Annotated in this window: 16 protein-coding genes; 8 read left to right on the top strand and 8 right to left on the bottom strand. The window is 56.5% G+C overall.

Annotated features, from left to right (window positions below):
* Positions 1-71: 71 nt before the first annotated feature.
* The gene (locus ABD013_RS05430) at positions 72-1,955 is read left to right on the top strand and encodes a SurA N-terminal domain-containing protein (RefSeq protein WP_343803361.1); all 1,884 of its coding nucleotides are present in this window, start codon (positions 72-74) and stop codon (positions 1,953-1,955) included.
* 88 nt (positions 1,956-2,043) lie between these two features.
* On the opposite strand, the gene ABD013_RS05425 is transcribed toward ABD013_RS05430, so the two are convergent.
* From ABD013_RS05425 to gloB, 7 genes are all read right to left on the bottom strand, one after another.
* Positions 2,044-3,660, bottom strand: a complete 1,617-nt coding sequence (locus ABD013_RS05425; protein ID WP_343803358.1) for an ABC transporter ATP-binding protein — start codon at positions 3,658-3,660, stop codon at positions 2,044-2,046.
* Position 3,661: 1 nt separating this feature from the next.
* Positions 3,662-4,684, bottom strand: coding sequence for an ABC transporter permease (locus tag ABD013_RS05420; protein WP_343803355.1), 1,023 nt, complete (start codon positions 4,682-4,684; stop codon positions 3,662-3,664).
* 3 nt (positions 4,685-4,687) lie between these two features.
* On the bottom strand, positions 4,688-5,776 hold the full coding sequence (locus ABD013_RS05415) for a microcin C ABC transporter permease YejB (RefSeq protein WP_343803991.1): 1,089 nt from the start codon (positions 5,774-5,776) through the stop codon (positions 4,688-4,690).
* Positions 5,776-7,578, bottom strand: coding sequence for an extracellular solute-binding protein (locus ABD013_RS05410; protein ID WP_343803352.1), 1,803 nt, complete (start codon positions 7,576-7,578; stop codon positions 5,776-5,778). The genes ABD013_RS05415 and ABD013_RS05410 overlap by 1 nt, the downstream gene beginning before the upstream one ends.
* Positions 7,579-7,638: 60 nt before the next feature.
* Positions 7,639-7,890 (bottom strand): hypothetical protein, encoded by a 252-nt coding sequence (locus ABD013_RS05405; RefSeq protein WP_343803349.1) that lies wholly within the window; start codon positions 7,888-7,890, stop codon positions 7,639-7,641.
* 3 nt (positions 7,891-7,893) lie between these two features.
* Positions 7,894-9,489, bottom strand: coding sequence for a lytic transglycosylase (locus ABD013_RS05400; RefSeq protein ID WP_343803346.1), 1,596 nt, complete (start codon positions 9,487-9,489; stop codon positions 7,894-7,896).
* A 64-nt stretch (positions 9,490-9,553) separates the two neighbouring features.
* The gene (gene gloB, locus ABD013_RS05395; RefSeq protein ID WP_343803343.1) at positions 9,554-10,330 is read right to left on the bottom strand and encodes a hydroxyacylglutathione hydrolase; all 777 of its coding nucleotides are present in this window, start codon (positions 10,328-10,330) and stop codon (positions 9,554-9,556) included.
* 110 nt (positions 10,331-10,440) lie between these two features.
* On the opposite strand from gloB, the gene ABD013_RS05390 reads away from it, so the two are divergent.
* From ABD013_RS05390 to nudC, 4 genes are read left to right on the top strand one after another with little or no spacing between them, the layout of a single operon-like run.
* Positions 10,441-11,199 (top strand): class I SAM-dependent methyltransferase, encoded by a 759-nt coding sequence (locus ABD013_RS05390; protein ID WP_343803340.1) that lies wholly within the window; start codon positions 10,441-10,443, stop codon positions 11,197-11,199.
* Between the two features lie 5 nt (positions 11,200-11,204).
* Entirely contained in the window at positions 11,205-11,645 is a 441-nt protein-coding gene (rnhA, locus tag ABD013_RS05385) for a ribonuclease HI (RefSeq protein WP_343803337.1), read from the top strand.
* Positions 11,642-12,367 (top strand): DNA polymerase III subunit epsilon, encoded by a 726-nt coding sequence (gene dnaQ, locus ABD013_RS05380; RefSeq protein WP_343803334.1) that lies wholly within the window; start codon positions 11,642-11,644, stop codon positions 12,365-12,367. The genes rnhA and dnaQ overlap by 4 nt, the downstream gene beginning before the upstream one ends.
* A 3-nt stretch (positions 12,368-12,370) precedes the next feature.
* Positions 12,371-13,147 carry an NAD(+) diphosphatase gene (gene nudC / locus ABD013_RS05375; RefSeq protein WP_343803331.1) on the top strand — a complete coding sequence of 259 codons (777 nt, stop codon included), beginning with the start codon at positions 12,371-12,373 and terminating at the stop codon, positions 13,145-13,147.
* Here the strand turns inward: nudC and ABD013_RS05370 are convergent.
* A complete protein-coding gene (locus ABD013_RS05370) occupies positions 13,137-13,460 on the bottom strand; it encodes an SCP2 sterol-binding domain-containing protein (RefSeq protein ID WP_343803328.1) in 324 nt (107 codons plus the stop codon). The two genes, nudC and ABD013_RS05370, sit on opposite strands and share 11 nt — an antisense overlap.
* A gap of 104 nt (positions 13,461-13,564) precedes the next feature.
* Here ABD013_RS05370 and sohB point away from each other — a divergent pair, with 104 nt between their 5' ends.
* From sohB to ABD013_RS05355, 3 genes are read left to right on the top strand one after another with little or no spacing between them, the layout of a single operon-like run.
* Positions 13,565-14,629 carry a protease SohB gene (gene sohB / locus ABD013_RS05365; protein ID WP_343803325.1) on the top strand — a complete coding sequence of 355 codons (1,065 nt, stop codon included), beginning with the start codon at positions 13,565-13,567 and terminating at the stop codon, positions 14,627-14,629.
* Positions 14,630-14,687: 58 nt separating this feature from the next.
* Complete coding sequence (locus ABD013_RS05360) at positions 14,688-15,350, top strand: TetR/AcrR family transcriptional regulator (RefSeq protein ID WP_343803322.1); 663 nt, start codon at positions 14,688-14,690, stop codon at positions 15,348-15,350.
* Complete coding sequence (locus ABD013_RS05355) at positions 15,350-15,832, top strand: L,D-transpeptidase family protein (protein ID WP_343803319.1); 483 nt, start codon at positions 15,350-15,352, stop codon at positions 15,830-15,832. The genes ABD013_RS05360 and ABD013_RS05355 overlap by 1 nt, the downstream gene beginning before the upstream one ends.
* Positions 15,833-15,838 lie beyond the last annotated feature (6 nt).

The following is a 15,838-nucleotide window of genomic DNA, read 5'->3' as shown; positions in this document are numbered from 1 at the left end:
ATGCTTAAAGTGATCTAAAAAAGCGCATTCGTCAGAATGCGCTTTTTTTATAAATCAGAGTGTACGCAACAATGCTTCAAACCATCAGGGAAAATTCACAGGGGATCATCGCCAAGGTGATCGTTGGTCTGATCATCGTCACCTTTGCACTCTTTGGGGTCGAGTCACTGATTGGTCTTGCCAACAGCGAAAAGGCACCGGCTGAGGTCAATGGAGAAGAAATCAGCAACATCGACCTGCAACGCGAGGTAGAGCTGCAGCGCCGGCAGATTCTGTCCCAGATGGGTGAAAACGCGGACCCGGCCGCAATTGATGAAGTAGCCCTGCGCCGCTCGGTACTCGATCGCCTGGTTGATCGGGAAATTCTGCTGCAGTCAGCGAAGAACCAGGGGCTGTATGTTTCCGAGCAGATGATCGACCAAATGATCGTCGCCGATTCAAGTTTTTATGGTGAAGATGGCCAGTTTGATCGCAACCAGTTCGAAGCGGTGCTGAGAAGTGTTGGCCTGACGCCGCTGATGTACCGTGATCAGCTGCGCAAGGCGCTGATGACTGCGCAGGAGCGCAATGCCTACACCCTCTCGTCTTTTGCAACACCTGTGCAGGCTGAACAGCTGGCCAAGTTGGCAGCTCAGACACGTGACGTTGACTGGATTCGTTTTACGCTGGCGGATGCGTTGGCCAACGTTGATGTGACCGAGGAGCAGCTGCAGGCTCGTTATGATGAAAACCCGCAGCGTTTCATGACCGAAGCCCAGGTGGTGTTGTCTTATATCGAACTGAACCAGGCTGACTTTGCTGATCCTGACAGCGTCAGCGAAGAAGATCTGCGCAGTGCCTATGAGCAGGAACTGGCCCGCTTCCAGGCTGAAGACGAGCGTCAGGCATCCCACATCCTGTTTGAGCTGGGAGAAGGTTCTGAAGCCGATGTGCGAGCGCAGGCTGAAGCGGTGCGTGAGCGCATTCTGAGTGGTGAGTTGAGCTTTGCGGATGCGGCGGCCGAATACTCTGCTGACCCGGGATCAGCTGCTGCAGGTGGTGATCTGGGCTTCAATGGTCGTGGTGTCTTTGTGGGTCCGTTTGAGGATGCACTCTTTGCAATGAAGGAAGGTGAGCTTTCTGAGCCTGTTCGCACCGAGTTCGGTTATCACCTGATTCAGCTGAATGAGATCCGTGCTACCGCAGCGCCGACGTTTGCCGAGCGCAAGGCTGAACTCAAGTCGGAGTTGGCGGATGCAGCGGCTGAAGCTGACTATGTTGAAGCGCTGGAGCGTCTGGCTGACCTGAGCTTTTCTGCTGCTGATCTGCAGGTTCCGGCCGAAGAGCTGGGTCTGAAAATTCAGCAGACCGAAGCTTTTGGCAAGAGTGGAGGTGAGACCGCACTGACTTCTAACGCCAAAGTGCTGCGTGCCGCTTTCGGTAACGACCTGTTGGAAGAGCAGTTGAACAGTGCGCCTATCGAGCTGAGCCGTGAGCAGGCTGTGGTTGTGCGTGTGAAGGAAGAAATTCCGGCCCGTCAACAGAGCCTGGAAGAGGTCAAGGATCAGCTGGTGGCCGAATTGAGTCAGGAGCAGGCGGCTGCCGGCCTGAAGAGCCGTACCGAAGAGCTGGTGAAGCAGCTGTCTGAAGGCAAGACTCTGGAAGAACTGGCCGCTGATCTGGCATGGAGTACGGCCGATGCCGTGGCGCGTGATACTGGCAGCATGCCGCTGGATCTGAATCGTGCCGCCTTCGAACTGCCACGCCCAAGCGGGAATCAGGCTAGTCTGGAAGCGATTGAGCTGGCTGGGGGTGATTATGCAATTGTTCGCGTGCGTGCCGTCAACGAACCGGAGCAGGTTGATGAATTGCTGGCACAGCAGTTGAAGCAGTCACTGGGTGCACGTCAGGCGGATTCGTACTTCCGTGCCCATGTTCAGGGGCTGAACGCCAGTGCAGACGTCGAGCGTAACTGATCGCGCTTGATCGACTTGCAGAAAAAAGAGCCACCCTGGGGTGGCTCTTTTTTTTTTAGGGGGGCTGTAGAAGGGATGGACTTGGTGATTAACCTGAATCAGCCAGGAAAGCCCCGCTGTCCAAAGAAGCAGCCGCCATCAGACGTTGGGTATAGGATTGCTTCGGGTTGGTGTACAGATCTTCGGTTGCACCCGACTCGACAACCCGACCGTGCTGCATCACCATGACTCTGTGGCTCATGGCGCGGACAACAGCGAGATCGTGGCTGATAAACAGATAGCTGAGGCCATAGCGCTGTTGCAGGTCACGCAGCAGCTCAATGATCTGCTTCTGTACCGTCCGATCCAGTGCCGATGTGGGCTCATCCAGAATGATAAGCTCTGGTTTCAGTACCAGCGCACGGGCAATCGCGATGCGTTGACGCTGACCACCGGAAAACTCATGTGGATAGCGGTGGCGTACTTCAGGATCCAGACCAACATCGCTCAGCGCCTGTGACACTCGCGCAATCTGCTCCTGGGGTTCCTTATAGCCCTGTACGCCCAGTCCCTCGGCGATGATTTCAAATACGCTCATGCGTGGGCTTAGGCTGCCAAATGGGTCCTGAAACACGACCTGTAATTGCTTGCGCAATGGGGTGATCTGTTTCTGCTTCCATGACGAGATCAGTTGTTGCTTGAAATGGACTTCGCCCTGGCTGCGGATCAGGCGCAGGATGGCCAGTGCCAGCGTGGTTTTACCTGAACCGGATTCGCCCACGATGCCCAGGGTTTCGCCGGTACGCAGCTGCAGGTCAATTCCATCTACGGCGCGGTGGACCTGTTGAATACGCTTGAATATGCCTTTGCGTTGCTCGAACCTCACTTCCAGCTTGCGAGTGCTCAGCAGCTCGGCAGCATCAGGGCTGAGCGGGTGTGGCATTCCTTCGGGCTCGGCGGCCAGGAGTTTGCGGGTGTAGTCATGCTCGGGGCTGCTGAACAGGGCATCGCAGGGGCGATTCTCAAGCAGCTTACCCTGGTGCATGACACAGATACGGTCGGCTACTTTACGCACCACGTTCAGGTCGTGTGATATCAGCAGGATCGCCATGTTGAATTTCTGCTGCAGCGATTGCAGCAGTTCAAGGATCTGCTGCTGGATGGTGACATCCAGTGCGGTTGTTGGCTCATCGGCAATCAGTAGCTCCGGTTCATTAGCAAGCGCCATGGCGATCATGACGCGTTGACGCTGGCCCCCGGAGAGTTGGTGCGGATACTGGCCAAGGCGTTGTTCGGGCTGGTCGATGCCCACCAAAGAAAGCAGTTCGATCACCCGGGTGCGACAGGCCGTAAGGCTGAGCCCCTTGTGCAGGCGCAGGGTTTCACTGATCTGCTTCTCCAGAGTATGAAGCGGATTCAGGGATGTCATCGGTTCCTGAAAGATGATGCCGACTCGGTTGCCCCTGATCTGTTGCATCCGTGATTCCTGGGCTTGCAGCAGGTTTTCGCCCTTGTACAGGATATGGCCGCTGGGGTAGTGCACCTGGCGATCAGATAGCAAGCGCATCAGTGACAATGCGGTCACGGACTTGCCTGATCCCGATTCGCCCACCAGGGCCAGGGTCTTGCCGGCCTCGATATCAAAGCTGACGTCGTCAACGGCTGGTTCGTGGCTGCTGTTGAACTGAACCGAGAGATGCTTGACCGAGATAAGCGCAGGATTCATGTCAGACTTTCCTTGGGTCGAAGGCATCACGTACCGCCTCGCCGATGAAGATCAACAGGGTCAGCATGATGGCCAGTGAGCAGAAGGCCGTGATACCGAGCCAGGGCGCATGCAGATTTTCCTTGCCCTGTGCGACCAGTTCGCCCAGTGACGGGGAGCCAGGGGGCAGGCCGAAACCCAGAAAGTCGAGGGCTGTGAGCGTCACAATGGCGCTATTGAACACAAAGGGCATGAAGGTCAGGGTGGCGATCATGGCGTTGGGCAATACATGTCGATACATGATGCGCAGATCGCTCAGGCCAAGTGCCTTGGCGGCACGTACGTACTCCAGGTTGCGGCCACGCAGGAACTCGGCACGTACCACGTCTACGAGATTCATCCACGAGAACAGTAGCATGATGCCGAGCAGCCACCAGAAGTTGGGCTGCACCAGGCTGGCCAGAATGATGAGCAGGAAGAGCACCGGCAAGCCGGACCATATCTCGATGAAGCGCTGGAACAGCAGGTCGATGCGGCCTCCATAGTAGCCCTGGATGGCGCCGGCACAGACGCCGATGATGGAGCTGGCGATGGTCAGGGCGAGCGCAAACAGCACCGAAATGCGAAAGCCGTAAATGACCCGTGCCAGCACATCGCGACCCTGGTCATCGGTTCCGAGCCAATTGGTTCCGGTCGGCGGGGAGGGGGCGGGCTGGTCAAGGTCATAATTGATAGTGCTGTAACCAAAGCGGATCAGGGGCCAGATCATCCAGCCATCATTGGACTGAACCATCTCCTGCAGGTATGGATCGCGATAGTCGGCTGGCAGGGCGAATTCGCCGCCAAAATCGGCTTCGGTATAGTCGTTCACCAGCGGCCAATACAGCTGTTGCTGATGGCTGATGAGGATGGGGCGATCATTGGCAATCATTTCGGCAAACAGGCTTAGAGTAAACAGCAGCAAGAAGATCCAAAGAGACCAGTAGCCGCGGCGGTTACGCTTGAAGGTCTGCAGACGGCGGCGCTGGATGGGTGTCAATGTCATCCTTCAGACCTCCCGGCTGGCAAAGTCGATGCGCGGATCCACCAGTGTATAGGTGATGTCGCTGACCAGTTTCATCAGCAGTCCGACCAGGGTAAAGATGTACAGGGTGCCGAAGATTACCGGGTAATCACGGTTAATGACCGCCTCGTAGCCAAGCAGCCCCAGGCCGTCGAGCGAAAAAATCACTTCAATCAGCATTGAGCCGGTAAAGAAGATGCCGATCAGTGCGGCGGGCATGCCAGCGATGATCAGGAGCATGGCATTGCGGAACACGTGTTGATAGAGCACGGCGTTCTCGCTCAAGCCCTTGGAGCGCGCTGTAAGCACGTACTGCTTGTTTATCTCGTCCAGGAACGAGTTTTTGGTCAGCATGGTCAGTGTGGCGAAGCTGGAGATGACAGAGGCCAACACCGGCAGGGTGATGTGCCAGAAATAGTCGCCAATCTGCTGCCACCAGGCCAGCTCATGGAAGTTTTGCGAGGTCAGGCCGCGCAGAGGAAACCACTCCAGATAGGTGCCGCCGGCAAAGAGTACGATCAACAGAATGGCAAACAGGAAGTTGGGGATGGCGTAGCCCAGGATGATCGCGCTGCTGGTCCAGACATCGAAAGGTGTGCCATCACGAACCGCTTTGCGAATGCCCAGCGGGACCGATATCAAGTATGTGAGCAGGGTTGTCCAAAGTCCCAGAGAGATGGAGACTGGCAGCTTCTCCACGATCAGTTCGGTCACGGTCTTGTCGCTGTAAAAGCTCTTGCCGAAATCGAACTGGAGATAGTTGACCAGCATCTGATAGAAGCGCTCGTGAGGTGGCTTGTCAAATCCGTAGAGCTGCTCGATCTCGGCTACCAGCTCGGGGTCCAGTCCCTGGGCGCCACGGTAACCGGATTCATTCTGGCTGCCCGCTGCAATATCTGACTGGGGACCGCTGCCGATGCGGTTGCCTGCGGTTACACCCAGCCCCTGCAGCTGCGCCAGTGTTTGCTCGACCGGGCCGCCGGGCGCAAACTGAACCAGCACAAAGTTGAGCAGCAGGATGCCGAACAGAGTCGGGATAATCAGCAGCAGGCGACGAACGATATAAGCGGCCATCAGGGCTTCATCCACCAGGTATCCAGGCCCAGGTCATAGGTTGGACTGACCTTGGGATGTTCGAATTTATTCCAGTAGGCAATGCGCCAGGCGCTGATGTGGTAGTGCGGGATCACGTAATGGTTCCACTGCAGTACACGGTCAAGGGCGCGGGCACGAAGCACCAGCTGTTCGCGGTCAGGTGCGGTGATCAGCTGCTCGACAAGATAGTCGACGGCCGGATCCTGGATGCCAATCAGGTTGCGGCTGCCCGGGGTCTTGGCTGCCTCGGAACTCCAGTAGTCGCGCTGTTCGTTGCCGGGTGAGCTGGATTGGCCAAAGCCGTACACCACCATGTCGAAATCGAACTGGCGCAGACGGTTGATATATTGGGAGACGTCAACGATGCGGATGTCCGCGCTTATACCCAGACGTTCCAGGTTGCGGATGAAGGGTGAAACTACACGTTCAAACTCTTTCTGCACCAGCAGAATTTCGAAATGAAAAGGCTTTCCTTCCGCGTTTACCAGCTTGCCATTCTTCAGGGTCCAGCCAGCCTGTTGCAGCAGGTGAAGTGCCGTCCGCAACTGCTGACGGTTGCGGCCGCTGCCGTCGGTGCTGGGGGCCTGGTAGACCTGGGTGAATACTTCCGGCGGCACCTGGTCACGGACCGGCTCAAGGATCCTCAGCTCGTCCGGGCTTGGTAACTCGGTAGCGGCCATCTCTGAATTGGAGAAATAGCTGTTACTGCGAGTGTAGGCGCCATAGAACAGGTTGCGGTTCGTCCACTCGAAATCAAAAGCGTTGGCCAGCGCTTCGCGTACCCGTTTGTCGCTGAACAGGGGGCGGCGGGTATTCATGATGAAGCCCTGCATACCCCGTGGATTGCTGTGTGCAATCTCTTCCTTGCGGATACGACCGTCATCGAAGGGAGCGCCGGTGTACCCGGTTGCCCAGGCCTTGGAGGCATTTTCACTACGGAAATCGTATTCCCCTGCCTTGAAGGCTTCCAGCGCAACCGTGCCATCTCGGTAGTAATCGAATTGGCGTTGATCAAAATTGTATCGGCCGCGGTTCACCGGCAGATCAGCAGCCCAGTAGTCGCGGCGTCGTTCATAGGTCAGGCTGCGCCCCGGATCCAGTTGGCTGATTGTATAAGGACCGGATCCGACCGGGATATCCAGCGAGGGGGCGGCAAAATCACGCCCAGCCCAGTAGTGCGCCGGCAGAATGGGAATCTCGCCCACGATCAGGGGCAGTTCGCGATTGAGGCTGCTACCGAACTCGAAACGAACGCTGCGTTCGGAGAGTGCCTGGATATCACTGATGCCGGCATAGTAGCTCTTGAAAAAAGGGCTGCCCTTTTCCAGCAAGGTCTCAAAGGTGAATACCACGTCTTGAGCAGTGACCGGCTGGCCATCACTGAAACGTGCTTCGGGGCGCAGGTCGAATTCAATCCAGCTGCGATCATCGGCAACGCGCAACTGTTCAGCCAGAAGGCCGTACAGCGAGAAGGGTTCATCCAGTGCGCGGCTTAGCAGGGTGTCATAGAGCAGGCTGGTGCCATCGGCGACAGTGCCCTTGATGATGAAAGGGTTCAGGCTGTCAAAAGTGCCGATGGAGGCTTCCCTGAGGCTGCCGCCTTTGGGGGCTTCAGGGTTTACATAGTCAAAATACTGAAAATCGGACGGGTATTTAAGCTGTCCATGCATGGCGATCCCATGCCGGGCTTCGGCCGCCGTGGTGAGCGTGGAGAGCAGGCTGAACGCGATGAATGCACTAACCGCAAGGAGGTAGCGGTGGATGTTGACTGAGTCGGACACAGTATTCCCCTCAAGGTCATGCGTGTGATTTTTATAATGAATTCAATTGCCTGTGACAGTTTAATTCCGTTCAGGTTCGCTGTTGCGGGCGAATTGATGCAGGCGGTCATGACGCTCAGACCGCTTGACGCCGTCCGCCTTGAGTTGTTGGTGATGATCATGCAGTCGGGACAGCAACTCCTGGTTGCCGCCGGCGAGCTGTTTGATCAGGTCCTGATCCATCCAGTGCTGGATCTTGCGGAACAGCACCCATTTGAATGCGACCGCCAGAATGACCGAAACAACAATGATGAAAATACTCAAGCTATCCATGGTTTAGCTCGCATCGGCAATGTTGACATACAGGGTCAGGGGCTGGCCGGGACGCAGCAGTTGATCAGCGTTGATCTGGTTCCAGTTGATGATGTCGCTAACGCTCACGCCGAAACGGCTGGCGATAGCTGAAAGCGAATCCCCCTTGCGGATACGGTAACCCACTTTCCGCGTCATGTCGCGGGATTGCATGCTCGGGAGTGTCGGCAGGGTGGCGGCGGCCTGTTCCGCGCTGACGTTAAGTACCAGCAGCTGCTGGCCGGTTCGCAGCGTATCGCCGGGCGCCATCTGGTTCCAGCGTGCCAGCTCGCGTACACCCACGCCGTATTTTTGGGCGATGCTCCAGAAGCTCTCACCGGAGCCGACCTGATGGTAAAGCTTGCGGCTGTGACGTTGCTCCAGCTGCTGGATGCGGGCACGTTTGCGCTGGCTTTCGCTGAGCGCGTAATGGCTTGCGTCATGAGCCGGCTTTGGGACAACCAGTCCCTGACCGATACGGATGGTGTTGCCTTTGAGGTTATTACCTTGGCGAATAACTGCGACCGAGCTATTGAAGCGCTTGGCAATGGTGCTCAGGGTGTCGCCGGCCTGCACTTTGTAACGATGCCAGCTGACACGCTGCTCCGGTGGCAGTTGTGCCAGATGCGCCTGAAGCTTTTCCGCGCGGTCGACCGGAATGAGCAGTTGGTGCGGGCCTTCAGGGTCTGTTGCCCATCGGTTGAAGCCCGGGTTGAGCTGGTAGAGTGCCTTCAGCTCCATTTCAGCCATTTCGGCGACCTGGGCCAGATCGATCTGGCCACCGGTTTCAACGATCTCGAAATGAGGTTCGTTGTCGATCTGTGTCAGCGTCAGGCCAAGCTCGTCTGCATCACGCACCATTTTGGCCACTGCCAGCAGTTTGGGGACATAGGCCTTGGTTTCACGAGGCAGGTCTAAAGACCAGAAGTCGGTCGCTTTGCCCTGCTCGCGATTGCGACGGATCGCTCTGTTAACCGTGCCGCCACCGGCATTGTAGGCCGCGAGGGCTAGCAGCCAGTCACCGTCAAAGCGTTTGTGTAGCTGTTGCAGATAGGTCAGTGCGGCATCCGTAGAGGCGAGGATGTCGCGACGGCCGTCATACCACCAGTTGGATTTGAGGCCGAAGTGGCGTGCGGTACCCGGGATGAACTGCCAAGGCCCGGCTGCGCGGCCATGGGAGTACGCAAAGGGGTCGTAGGCACTTTCGACAACCGGCAGCAAGGCGATCTCAGCGGGCATGTCGCGCTTGAGCACTTCGTTGAGAATGTAATGGTAATACGGCTGTGCACGTTCGGTAACGCGTGTCAGGTACGACGGGTGGCGGTTGTACCAGTTCAGCTGCGTCTGGATGCGAGGCTGTTCAAGGTCGAGCGGCAGCTGCATGTGCTGCCGGGTCAGGGTCCATAGATCAGTCTCAGCCGGGGTGGGCTTGGATGCAACGATGCGGGCCTGGGCGCTTGCTTCGGTTTGCGACAGTGGCTTGGTGGCGATCGCGGATTCTGGTTTTACGGAATTGGTTTGACAGCCGGCAAGTAACATTCCCAATGTCGCGGCCATGGCGGCGGCAGGCACAAGTCGCATCGAATTTCAGTCCTGAAATAACCTTAAAAAACATGATTCTATGGACCCCGGACTTGAGGGTCAATCAGAACTGGTTTTTCCACTCGCGCAGGGCTGCCAGAACCTCGACATCGGTCTGCAGCGGGTTGCCACAGAAATGTTCGGCTGCACGTACGACGTCAGTTTCGCTGGTTCGCATAAACGGATTGATGCGCTTTTCCTGCCCAATGGAGGATGGCAGAGTAGGTTTGTCTGCCTGGCGCAGCTGGTGACAGTGCTGGCGTGCCTGTTGAATATCACTGTTTTCCGGTTCAACGCTGGCGGCAAATGTCAGGTTTGCCAGGGAGTATTCGTGGGTGCAGTACACCTCGGTGTTATCAGCCAGGGAAGCGAAGTACTGCATGGCGGTCAGCATCTGTTTTGCAGTGCCTTCGAAAAGGCGGCCGCAACCGGCCAGAAACAGGGTGTCACCGCAAAACAGCTGAGGTGTCGTGTCCAGGTGCAGGTAGCTGATATGGTCGCGGGTATGTGCCGGTACCTCATGCACGTTCAAGGTTTGTCCGAGCAATTCAATGCTCTCACCGGTTTTGAGCGGGTGAGTGATGCCGTCGTAAGGTGAGTTGGCCGGTCCGTAAACCGGAGCGTCGTACTGTTCGTGCAGCGCCTTGGCCCCGCCAGTGTGATCGTTGTGGTGGTGCGTAATCAGGATCGCTTTCAGTGTTTTATGCTCCTGGGCCAGCCATTGCTGAACGGGTGTCGCATCACCCGGGTCTACCACTATGGCGGCGTCAGGGTCAGCAGAAGTGCTAAGCGCCCAGATATAGTTATCGTTGAAGGCAGGAATGGGAGTGACGATAAACATGATGGTTTCCTGTTGGTTGTGGCGTGGACAGGGCAATTCCTGGTTCAGGGCCTTTTGTGGGTACTGTATACTGAAACGAGTTTACATTCAGGCCAGTACAGGGGCTTTGCATGAAGTTTACTGAGCAACTGCCATACTCGCAGCTGATACCCTTGCTTAGCCATTGGTTTGACAGTCCGCTGGGGCAGGAGTTGCTGCAGCAGGAGCAGGCGTTTGCGGAGGAGGTCTTGCCGACGCTCTTTGGTTATCACCTGCTGCAGGTTGGCTGGGATCATCGTCAATGTCTGTTTCCGGCCAGTCCCGTGTCTCGCAAGGTGATGTTGATCCCCCAGATGCAGCTGGGTGCGGATGCCCGTACGTTGATTGCTCACCCAACGGAGCTGCCAGTTGTGTCCAATGAGATCGATGTGGTCATTCTGCATCATGCCCTGGACTATGCCGACAACCCGCACCAGGTATTGCGTGAGGCAGCGAGGGTGCTGCGCCCGGGTGGGCACGTGTTGAGCTTCAGCTTCAATCCTGCCAGTTACTGGGGGCTGTGGCGGTTTTTCAAGCGTCGCATGCCGCCACTTTGGGGGGGGCATTTCATCAGCCAGGGGCGTCTGCATGACTGGTTGGGGTTGCTCGAAATGACTGAGCTGAAAACGGAAAGTGCCTGTCACCACCTTCCTATTGAAAGCGAGCGCTGGCGTCGACGCCTTGGGCTGTTTGAATGCTGTAGCCGGCGCCTGCCACTCACCAGTGGTGCGGTGATGATGGTGTTGGCGCGCAAGGATGTGGTTGGCATGACTCCGTTAAAAGCCGAATGGAAACAGAAACGCTTGCTTGGCATGCCCGTGCCCGAGCCGAAACCGACCGCCAGAGGATGAACGATTTGAAAGCAGTAGAAATATTTACCGACGGCGCCTGTAAGGGCAACCCCGGGCCGGGAGGCTGGGGGGCGCTGCTTCGTTATGGGGAGCAGGAGAAAGAGCTATATGGCGGTGAATGCGAAACCACGAACAATCGTATGGAACTGCAGGCTGCCATTTCGGCGCTGGCCAGTCTGAAGCGCTCCTGCAAGGTGGTGCTGACAACTGATTCCCAGTATCTGCGGCAGGGGATCATGAGCTGGATGGCAGGCTGGAAGCGCAATGGCTGGAAGACGGCATCCAGGCAGCCGGTAAAGAACCAGGACCTGTGGCAGGCACTGGATGAGCAGGTTGCCCGACACGAGATCGACTGGCGTTGGGTCAAGGGGCATAGCGGCCACCCTGAAAACGAAAGAGCTGATCAGCTGGCTAACCGAGGTGTAGAGGAGTACGGCAAGTCGTGAGTGTACGTCAGATCATACTGGACACCGAAACAACCGGTATCGATCCGGAAGCTGGGCATAACATTATCGAGATCGGTTGCGTCGAGATGGTGCGCCGTAAACTGACCGGTAATACCTGGCACAAATACCTGAAACCGGATCGGGATGTGGAAGCCGAGGCGATTGAAGTTCACGGTATTACTAATGAATTTCTGGCCGATAAGCCCAAATTCGTTGAGTTGGGTGCTGAATTCCTGGAATTTGTGCGTGGCGCCGAGCTGATCATCCACAACGCGGCGTTTGACGTTGGCTTCCTCGATACCGAACTGGCACGGAATGGTTTCAGTGAGCGGATCGAGCAGATCTGCACGGTGACCGATACACTGGCGTTGGCGCGCAAGAAGTATCCAGGTCAGCGCAACAGTCTTGATGCGCTCTGTCGTCGCTATGGTATCGACAACTCGCACCGTGAGCTGCACGGGGCGCTGCTTGACTCCGAGATTCTGGCGGATGTTTATCTGGCCCTGACTGGTGGTCAAACCAGTTTGCAGTTGGGGCAGTCCGGGCAGGACGGTGAGGGCGGAGATGAGCCTATCCGTCGTGTGAACACTGAGGGAATGACGCTGAAAGTGTTGCGAGCGTCTGTCGAGGAGTTGGCCGAGCATGATGCCTTTCTGGATTTGCTGGACAAAAAGAGTGATGGAGCGGTCTGGCGTCAGCTGGACGCCCCAGGGCAAGGGTGATCGATGAAGCGTATGGCGCAGGCGGAACACTACTATCTTTGCCATGAAGGTCGGCTCCTTTGGCGGGATACGCAGCTGGAATTTGCATGGCCGGAAATTCAGGGGGTTCGGGAAACCGTCGAGTGCAGTCTGGAGGTTGAGGATGGCTTTGGCCTCTGGGTGCTGCGCGAGTGCCCCGAAGGCATGACCTCCGAGATGAGCCTGCGCCGAGCGCTGGCACAGGCTGTCGATGAGGCTGAATATGCGCGACTGGCACGCGCGGCTCAGTTGGCGACCTGGTTTGATCAGCACCGCTATTGTGGCCGCTGCGGTTCCTCGCTCGCAGCGCATGGGCAAGATCTTGCTCAAGAATGCCCGCAGTGCAAGCTGGTGCAGTATCCGCGTATCTCCCCCTGCATCATCGTGCTGGTTCGTCGAGGAAGCGAATGTCTGTTGGCGCGTTCAGGGCGCTTCCCGCCCGGTCGTTTCAGTACGCTGGCGGGCTTTATTGAAGCTGGGGAGAGTGCTGAAGCAGCAGTACAGCGGGAAATTCGTGAAGAAGTCGGGATCGAAGTAGAGAATCTGGAATTTTTCGCCAGCCAGTCCTGGCCATTTCCGCATCAGCTGATGCTGGGCTTCTTTGCTGACTATGCCGGTGGGGATCTGGTGCCTGATGGTGAGGAGATACTGGAAGCAGACTGGTTTGGTCGGGACAACCTGCCGGACCTGCCGCCTCCGTTCAGTATCTCACGTCAGTTGATCGATCGTTTCTTTGCTCTTCAGGCGGAACTCAGCGACTGAACAGTTTGCCAAGGCGCGTGGCCAGCATCACGTTGCCTTCGGCGCGCAGTTGTCCCTTCAAATAGGCGCTCATGCCGTCTTGCTCGCCGTTGATGACACGGATGAGCGTCTCTTCATTCAGGTGCAGCACCAGGTTGGGATCCTCATGTTCACCGAAGCGGCTCTGGCAGCTGTTCTCCTCTATGCTGATGAAGAATGACTCGGCATCGGAAAGGCGGAACTGGAACACTGCATTCAGGCCACTGGCCTGGTCGGGGTTGAATTTTTCCGGCAACTTGTTGACGATGCGTTCGAGCGTCAGAGGCGAAGTCATGTTGGGTCTTGTCCTGAAGTGCTTATGGGCATGATCTGTATCGGGTTTATGGTACAGTAGCCCGGACTCTGAAGCGAACCCCTGTGCATGTGCGGAGAGATAGATTGACAGCCTTTTTTGCGGAGTATGGCCTTTTCCTGGCCAAAGTAATCACCCTGATTGCCGGTGTGCTTTTGCTGGTTGGGGGTATAGGTGCACTGATAGAGCGTCGACGTGAACATCGTGAGGGACATATCGAGGTCAAAAGCCTTAATGATCACCTCGAAGATATGAAAACCGATATTGAGGCAGCCGTCGTTGACGAAGCGCTGGCCAAGCAGCATGAAAAGACTCGCCGCAAGCAGGAGAAGGCTGAAGCCAAGGCGCTGAAGAAGACGCTAAAGCAGGGCAAGGAGCCCGAAAAGCCACGCAAGCGCGTCTTTGTGCTCAATTTCGATGGTGATATTCACGCATCAGGGGTAGAAGCCCTGCGTGAAGAGGTCACGGCTGTGCTGACCATTGCGGACAAGGATGACGAAGTGGTGATTCGCCTTGAAAGCCCGGGTGGTCTTGTGCATGCCTATGGTCTGGCCAGCTCCCAGCTGGAGCGGATAAAGAAAAAAGGTATTCGCCTGACAGTCTGTGTGGACCGCGTGGCCGCAAGCGGTGGTTACATGATGGCCTGTATTGCGGATCACCTGGTCGCAGCACCTTTTGCACTGGTAGGGTCCATTGGCGTGGTGGCGCAGTTACCGAACTTCCACCGCCTGCTGCAGAAGCACGATGTGGACTATGAAGTCCTGACGGCCGGTGAATATAAACGCACGCTGACGGTGTTCGGTGAGAATACCGATAAGGGCCGTGAGAAGTTCATCGAAGAGCTGGAGGATACTCATGATCTGTTCAAATCATTCGTATCTGAATATCGTCCGCAGCTGAACGTGGAAAAGGTTGCGACCGGTGAGGTGTGGTTCGGGCGCAGGGCCTTGAACGAACAGTTGATTGATACCATCTCAACCAGTGATGACTACCTGTTCGAGCTTTGTCAGGAGCACGATGTTTTCGAACTGCACTATGAGGTCAAAATCGGCCTGCAGGAGCGCCTGGGGCAGTTGGCGGTCAATACCTCGGATAATTTGCTGCTACGCTGGTGGCAGCGAGTCATGAACAGTCGCTTGATGTCGCGTTAACTTGGAGAGGGTTGGCATGGATGAGTTGCCAAGGCCCAAGTGGAGAAAGACTAATAATATGTCCGCAGATAATACTTTCATGAACTCGACTTCGGATACGTCCAGCCGCATCGTTCAGGCAGCCGAAAAGCTGTTTGCCGAGCAGGGCTTCAAGGAAACCACGATGCGTCAGATCACCACGCTGGCTGATGTGAACCTGGCGGCGGTGAACTACCACTTCGGCTCCAAGAAGGGGCTGATCCACTCAGTGGCCGCGCAGTCCTTGACTCCCTTGTGTAATGCAATTGAGGAAGGTCTGAGCAAGCTGGGTGTCAACTCGCCAGCGCCAGGCTTGCCAGAGCTAATGCATATACTGGCTGTCGCGTTGGTGCGAGTGCATCATCGCACTGATTACTCGCTATCTGTGCTGATGCGCCTGCTTGATCAGGCCTATCGTCCGGCCCAGCAGGATCTTCAGCAGTTTATTCGCGAACAGTATGGCAAGCGAATTGCGGTATTCCTGCACTATCTGCGCAAGAATACATCCGCGCTGAGTGAGCGCGAGTTTTTCTGGCGGCTGCATTTTCTGATGGGATCAGTGATTTTTACATTGTCCAACATGCATGCGCTGGTTGCGCTGGATCAGCCAGATGCCGTGGAAGAGATCGAAGTGGAAGCGATCCTGCAGCGGATGATTCCGGTGATCTGTGCCGGCATGCAGGCACCGGGACAGGAGCACTGATGTCGCTCTGGCTTCGGGTCTCTGTAAAGCAGCAGTTGCTGGAACTGTTGTGCCAGGATGGTGTCACTTGTAGCTATCCAGTGTCGACGGCGCTGGCCGGACCTGGAGAGGCTAATGGTTCAGGTTGTACGCCTCGCGGGCGTCATTACATCCGTGCCTGCATAGGTGCAGGTCTGCCTTCGGGTACCGTTTTTGTGGCGCGACGGCCGACTGGGGAGATATACAGCCCGGAACTGGCCGTACAATACCCGGAACGGGACTGGATCCTGAGCCGAATTCTCTGGTTGTGCGGGTTGGAAAAAGGTTTCAACCGCGGCGGTGATATGGATACACAGCGCCGCTATATCTACATTCATGGTACCCCTGACAGTGAGCCCATGGGGGAACCGCGTTCTCATGGCTGCATCCGGATGCGCAATGCCGATCTCATCGAGCTATTTGATCAAGTGCAACCGGGTACGCCCGTTTTGATTGAAGAGTGATCAAAT

It is taken from the genome of Marinobacterium maritimum (assembly GCF_039523155.1).
Classification (GTDB): domain Bacteria; phylum Pseudomonadota; class Gammaproteobacteria; order Pseudomonadales; family Balneatricaceae; genus Marinobacterium; species Marinobacterium maritimum.
The sequence above is the reverse complement of the archived record's forward strand: the minus strand, read 5'-3'. Positions and strand labels throughout refer to the sequence as shown.

What these genes read in the sequence shown, in the direction of transcription:
- ABD013_RS05390 (WP_343803340.1), top strand. Translation starts at nt 10,441, where the DNA reads ATGAAGTTTACTGAGCAACTGCCATACTCGCAGCTGATACCCTTGCTT.
- ABD013_RS05360 (WP_343803322.1), top strand. Translation starts at nt 14,688, where the DNA reads ATGTCCGCAGATAATACTTTCATGAACTCGACTTCGGATACGTCCAGC.
- ABD013_RS05370 (WP_343803328.1), bottom strand. Translation starts at nt 13,460, where the DNA reads ATGACTTCGCCTCTGACGCTCGAACGCATCGTCAACAAGTTGCCGGAA.
- nudC (WP_343803331.1), top strand. Translation starts at nt 12,371, where the DNA reads ATGAAGCGTATGGCGCAGGCGGAACACTACTATCTTTGCCATGAAGGT.
- ABD013_RS05420 (WP_343803355.1), bottom strand. Translation starts at nt 4,684, where the DNA reads ATGACATTGACACCCATCCAGCGCCGCCGTCTGCAGACCTTCAAGCGT.
- ABD013_RS05425 (WP_343803358.1), bottom strand. Translation starts at nt 3,660, where the DNA reads ATGAATCCTGCGCTTATCTCGGTCAAGCATCTCTCGGTTCAGTTCAAC.
- ABD013_RS05415 (WP_343803991.1), bottom strand. Translation starts at nt 5,776, where the DNA reads ATGGCCGCTTATATCGTTCGTCGCCTGCTGCTGATTATCCCGACTCTG.
- ABD013_RS05355 (WP_343803319.1), top strand. Translation starts at nt 15,350, where the DNA reads ATGTCGCTCTGGCTTCGGGTCTCTGTAAAGCAGCAGTTGCTGGAACTG.
- ABD013_RS05405 (WP_343803349.1), bottom strand. Translation starts at nt 7,890, where the DNA reads ATGGATAGCTTGAGTATTTTCATCATTGTTGTTTCGGTCATTCTGGCG.
- gloB (WP_343803343.1), bottom strand. Translation starts at nt 10,330, where the DNA reads ATGTTTATCGTCACTCCCATTCCTGCCTTCAACGATAACTATATCTGG.
- ABD013_RS05400 (WP_343803346.1), bottom strand. Translation starts at nt 9,489, where the DNA reads ATGCGACTTGTGCCTGCCGCCGCCATGGCCGCGACATTGGGAATGTTA.
- ABD013_RS05430 (WP_343803361.1), top strand. Translation starts at nt 72, where the DNA reads ATGCTTCAAACCATCAGGGAAAATTCACAGGGGATCATCGCCAAGGTG.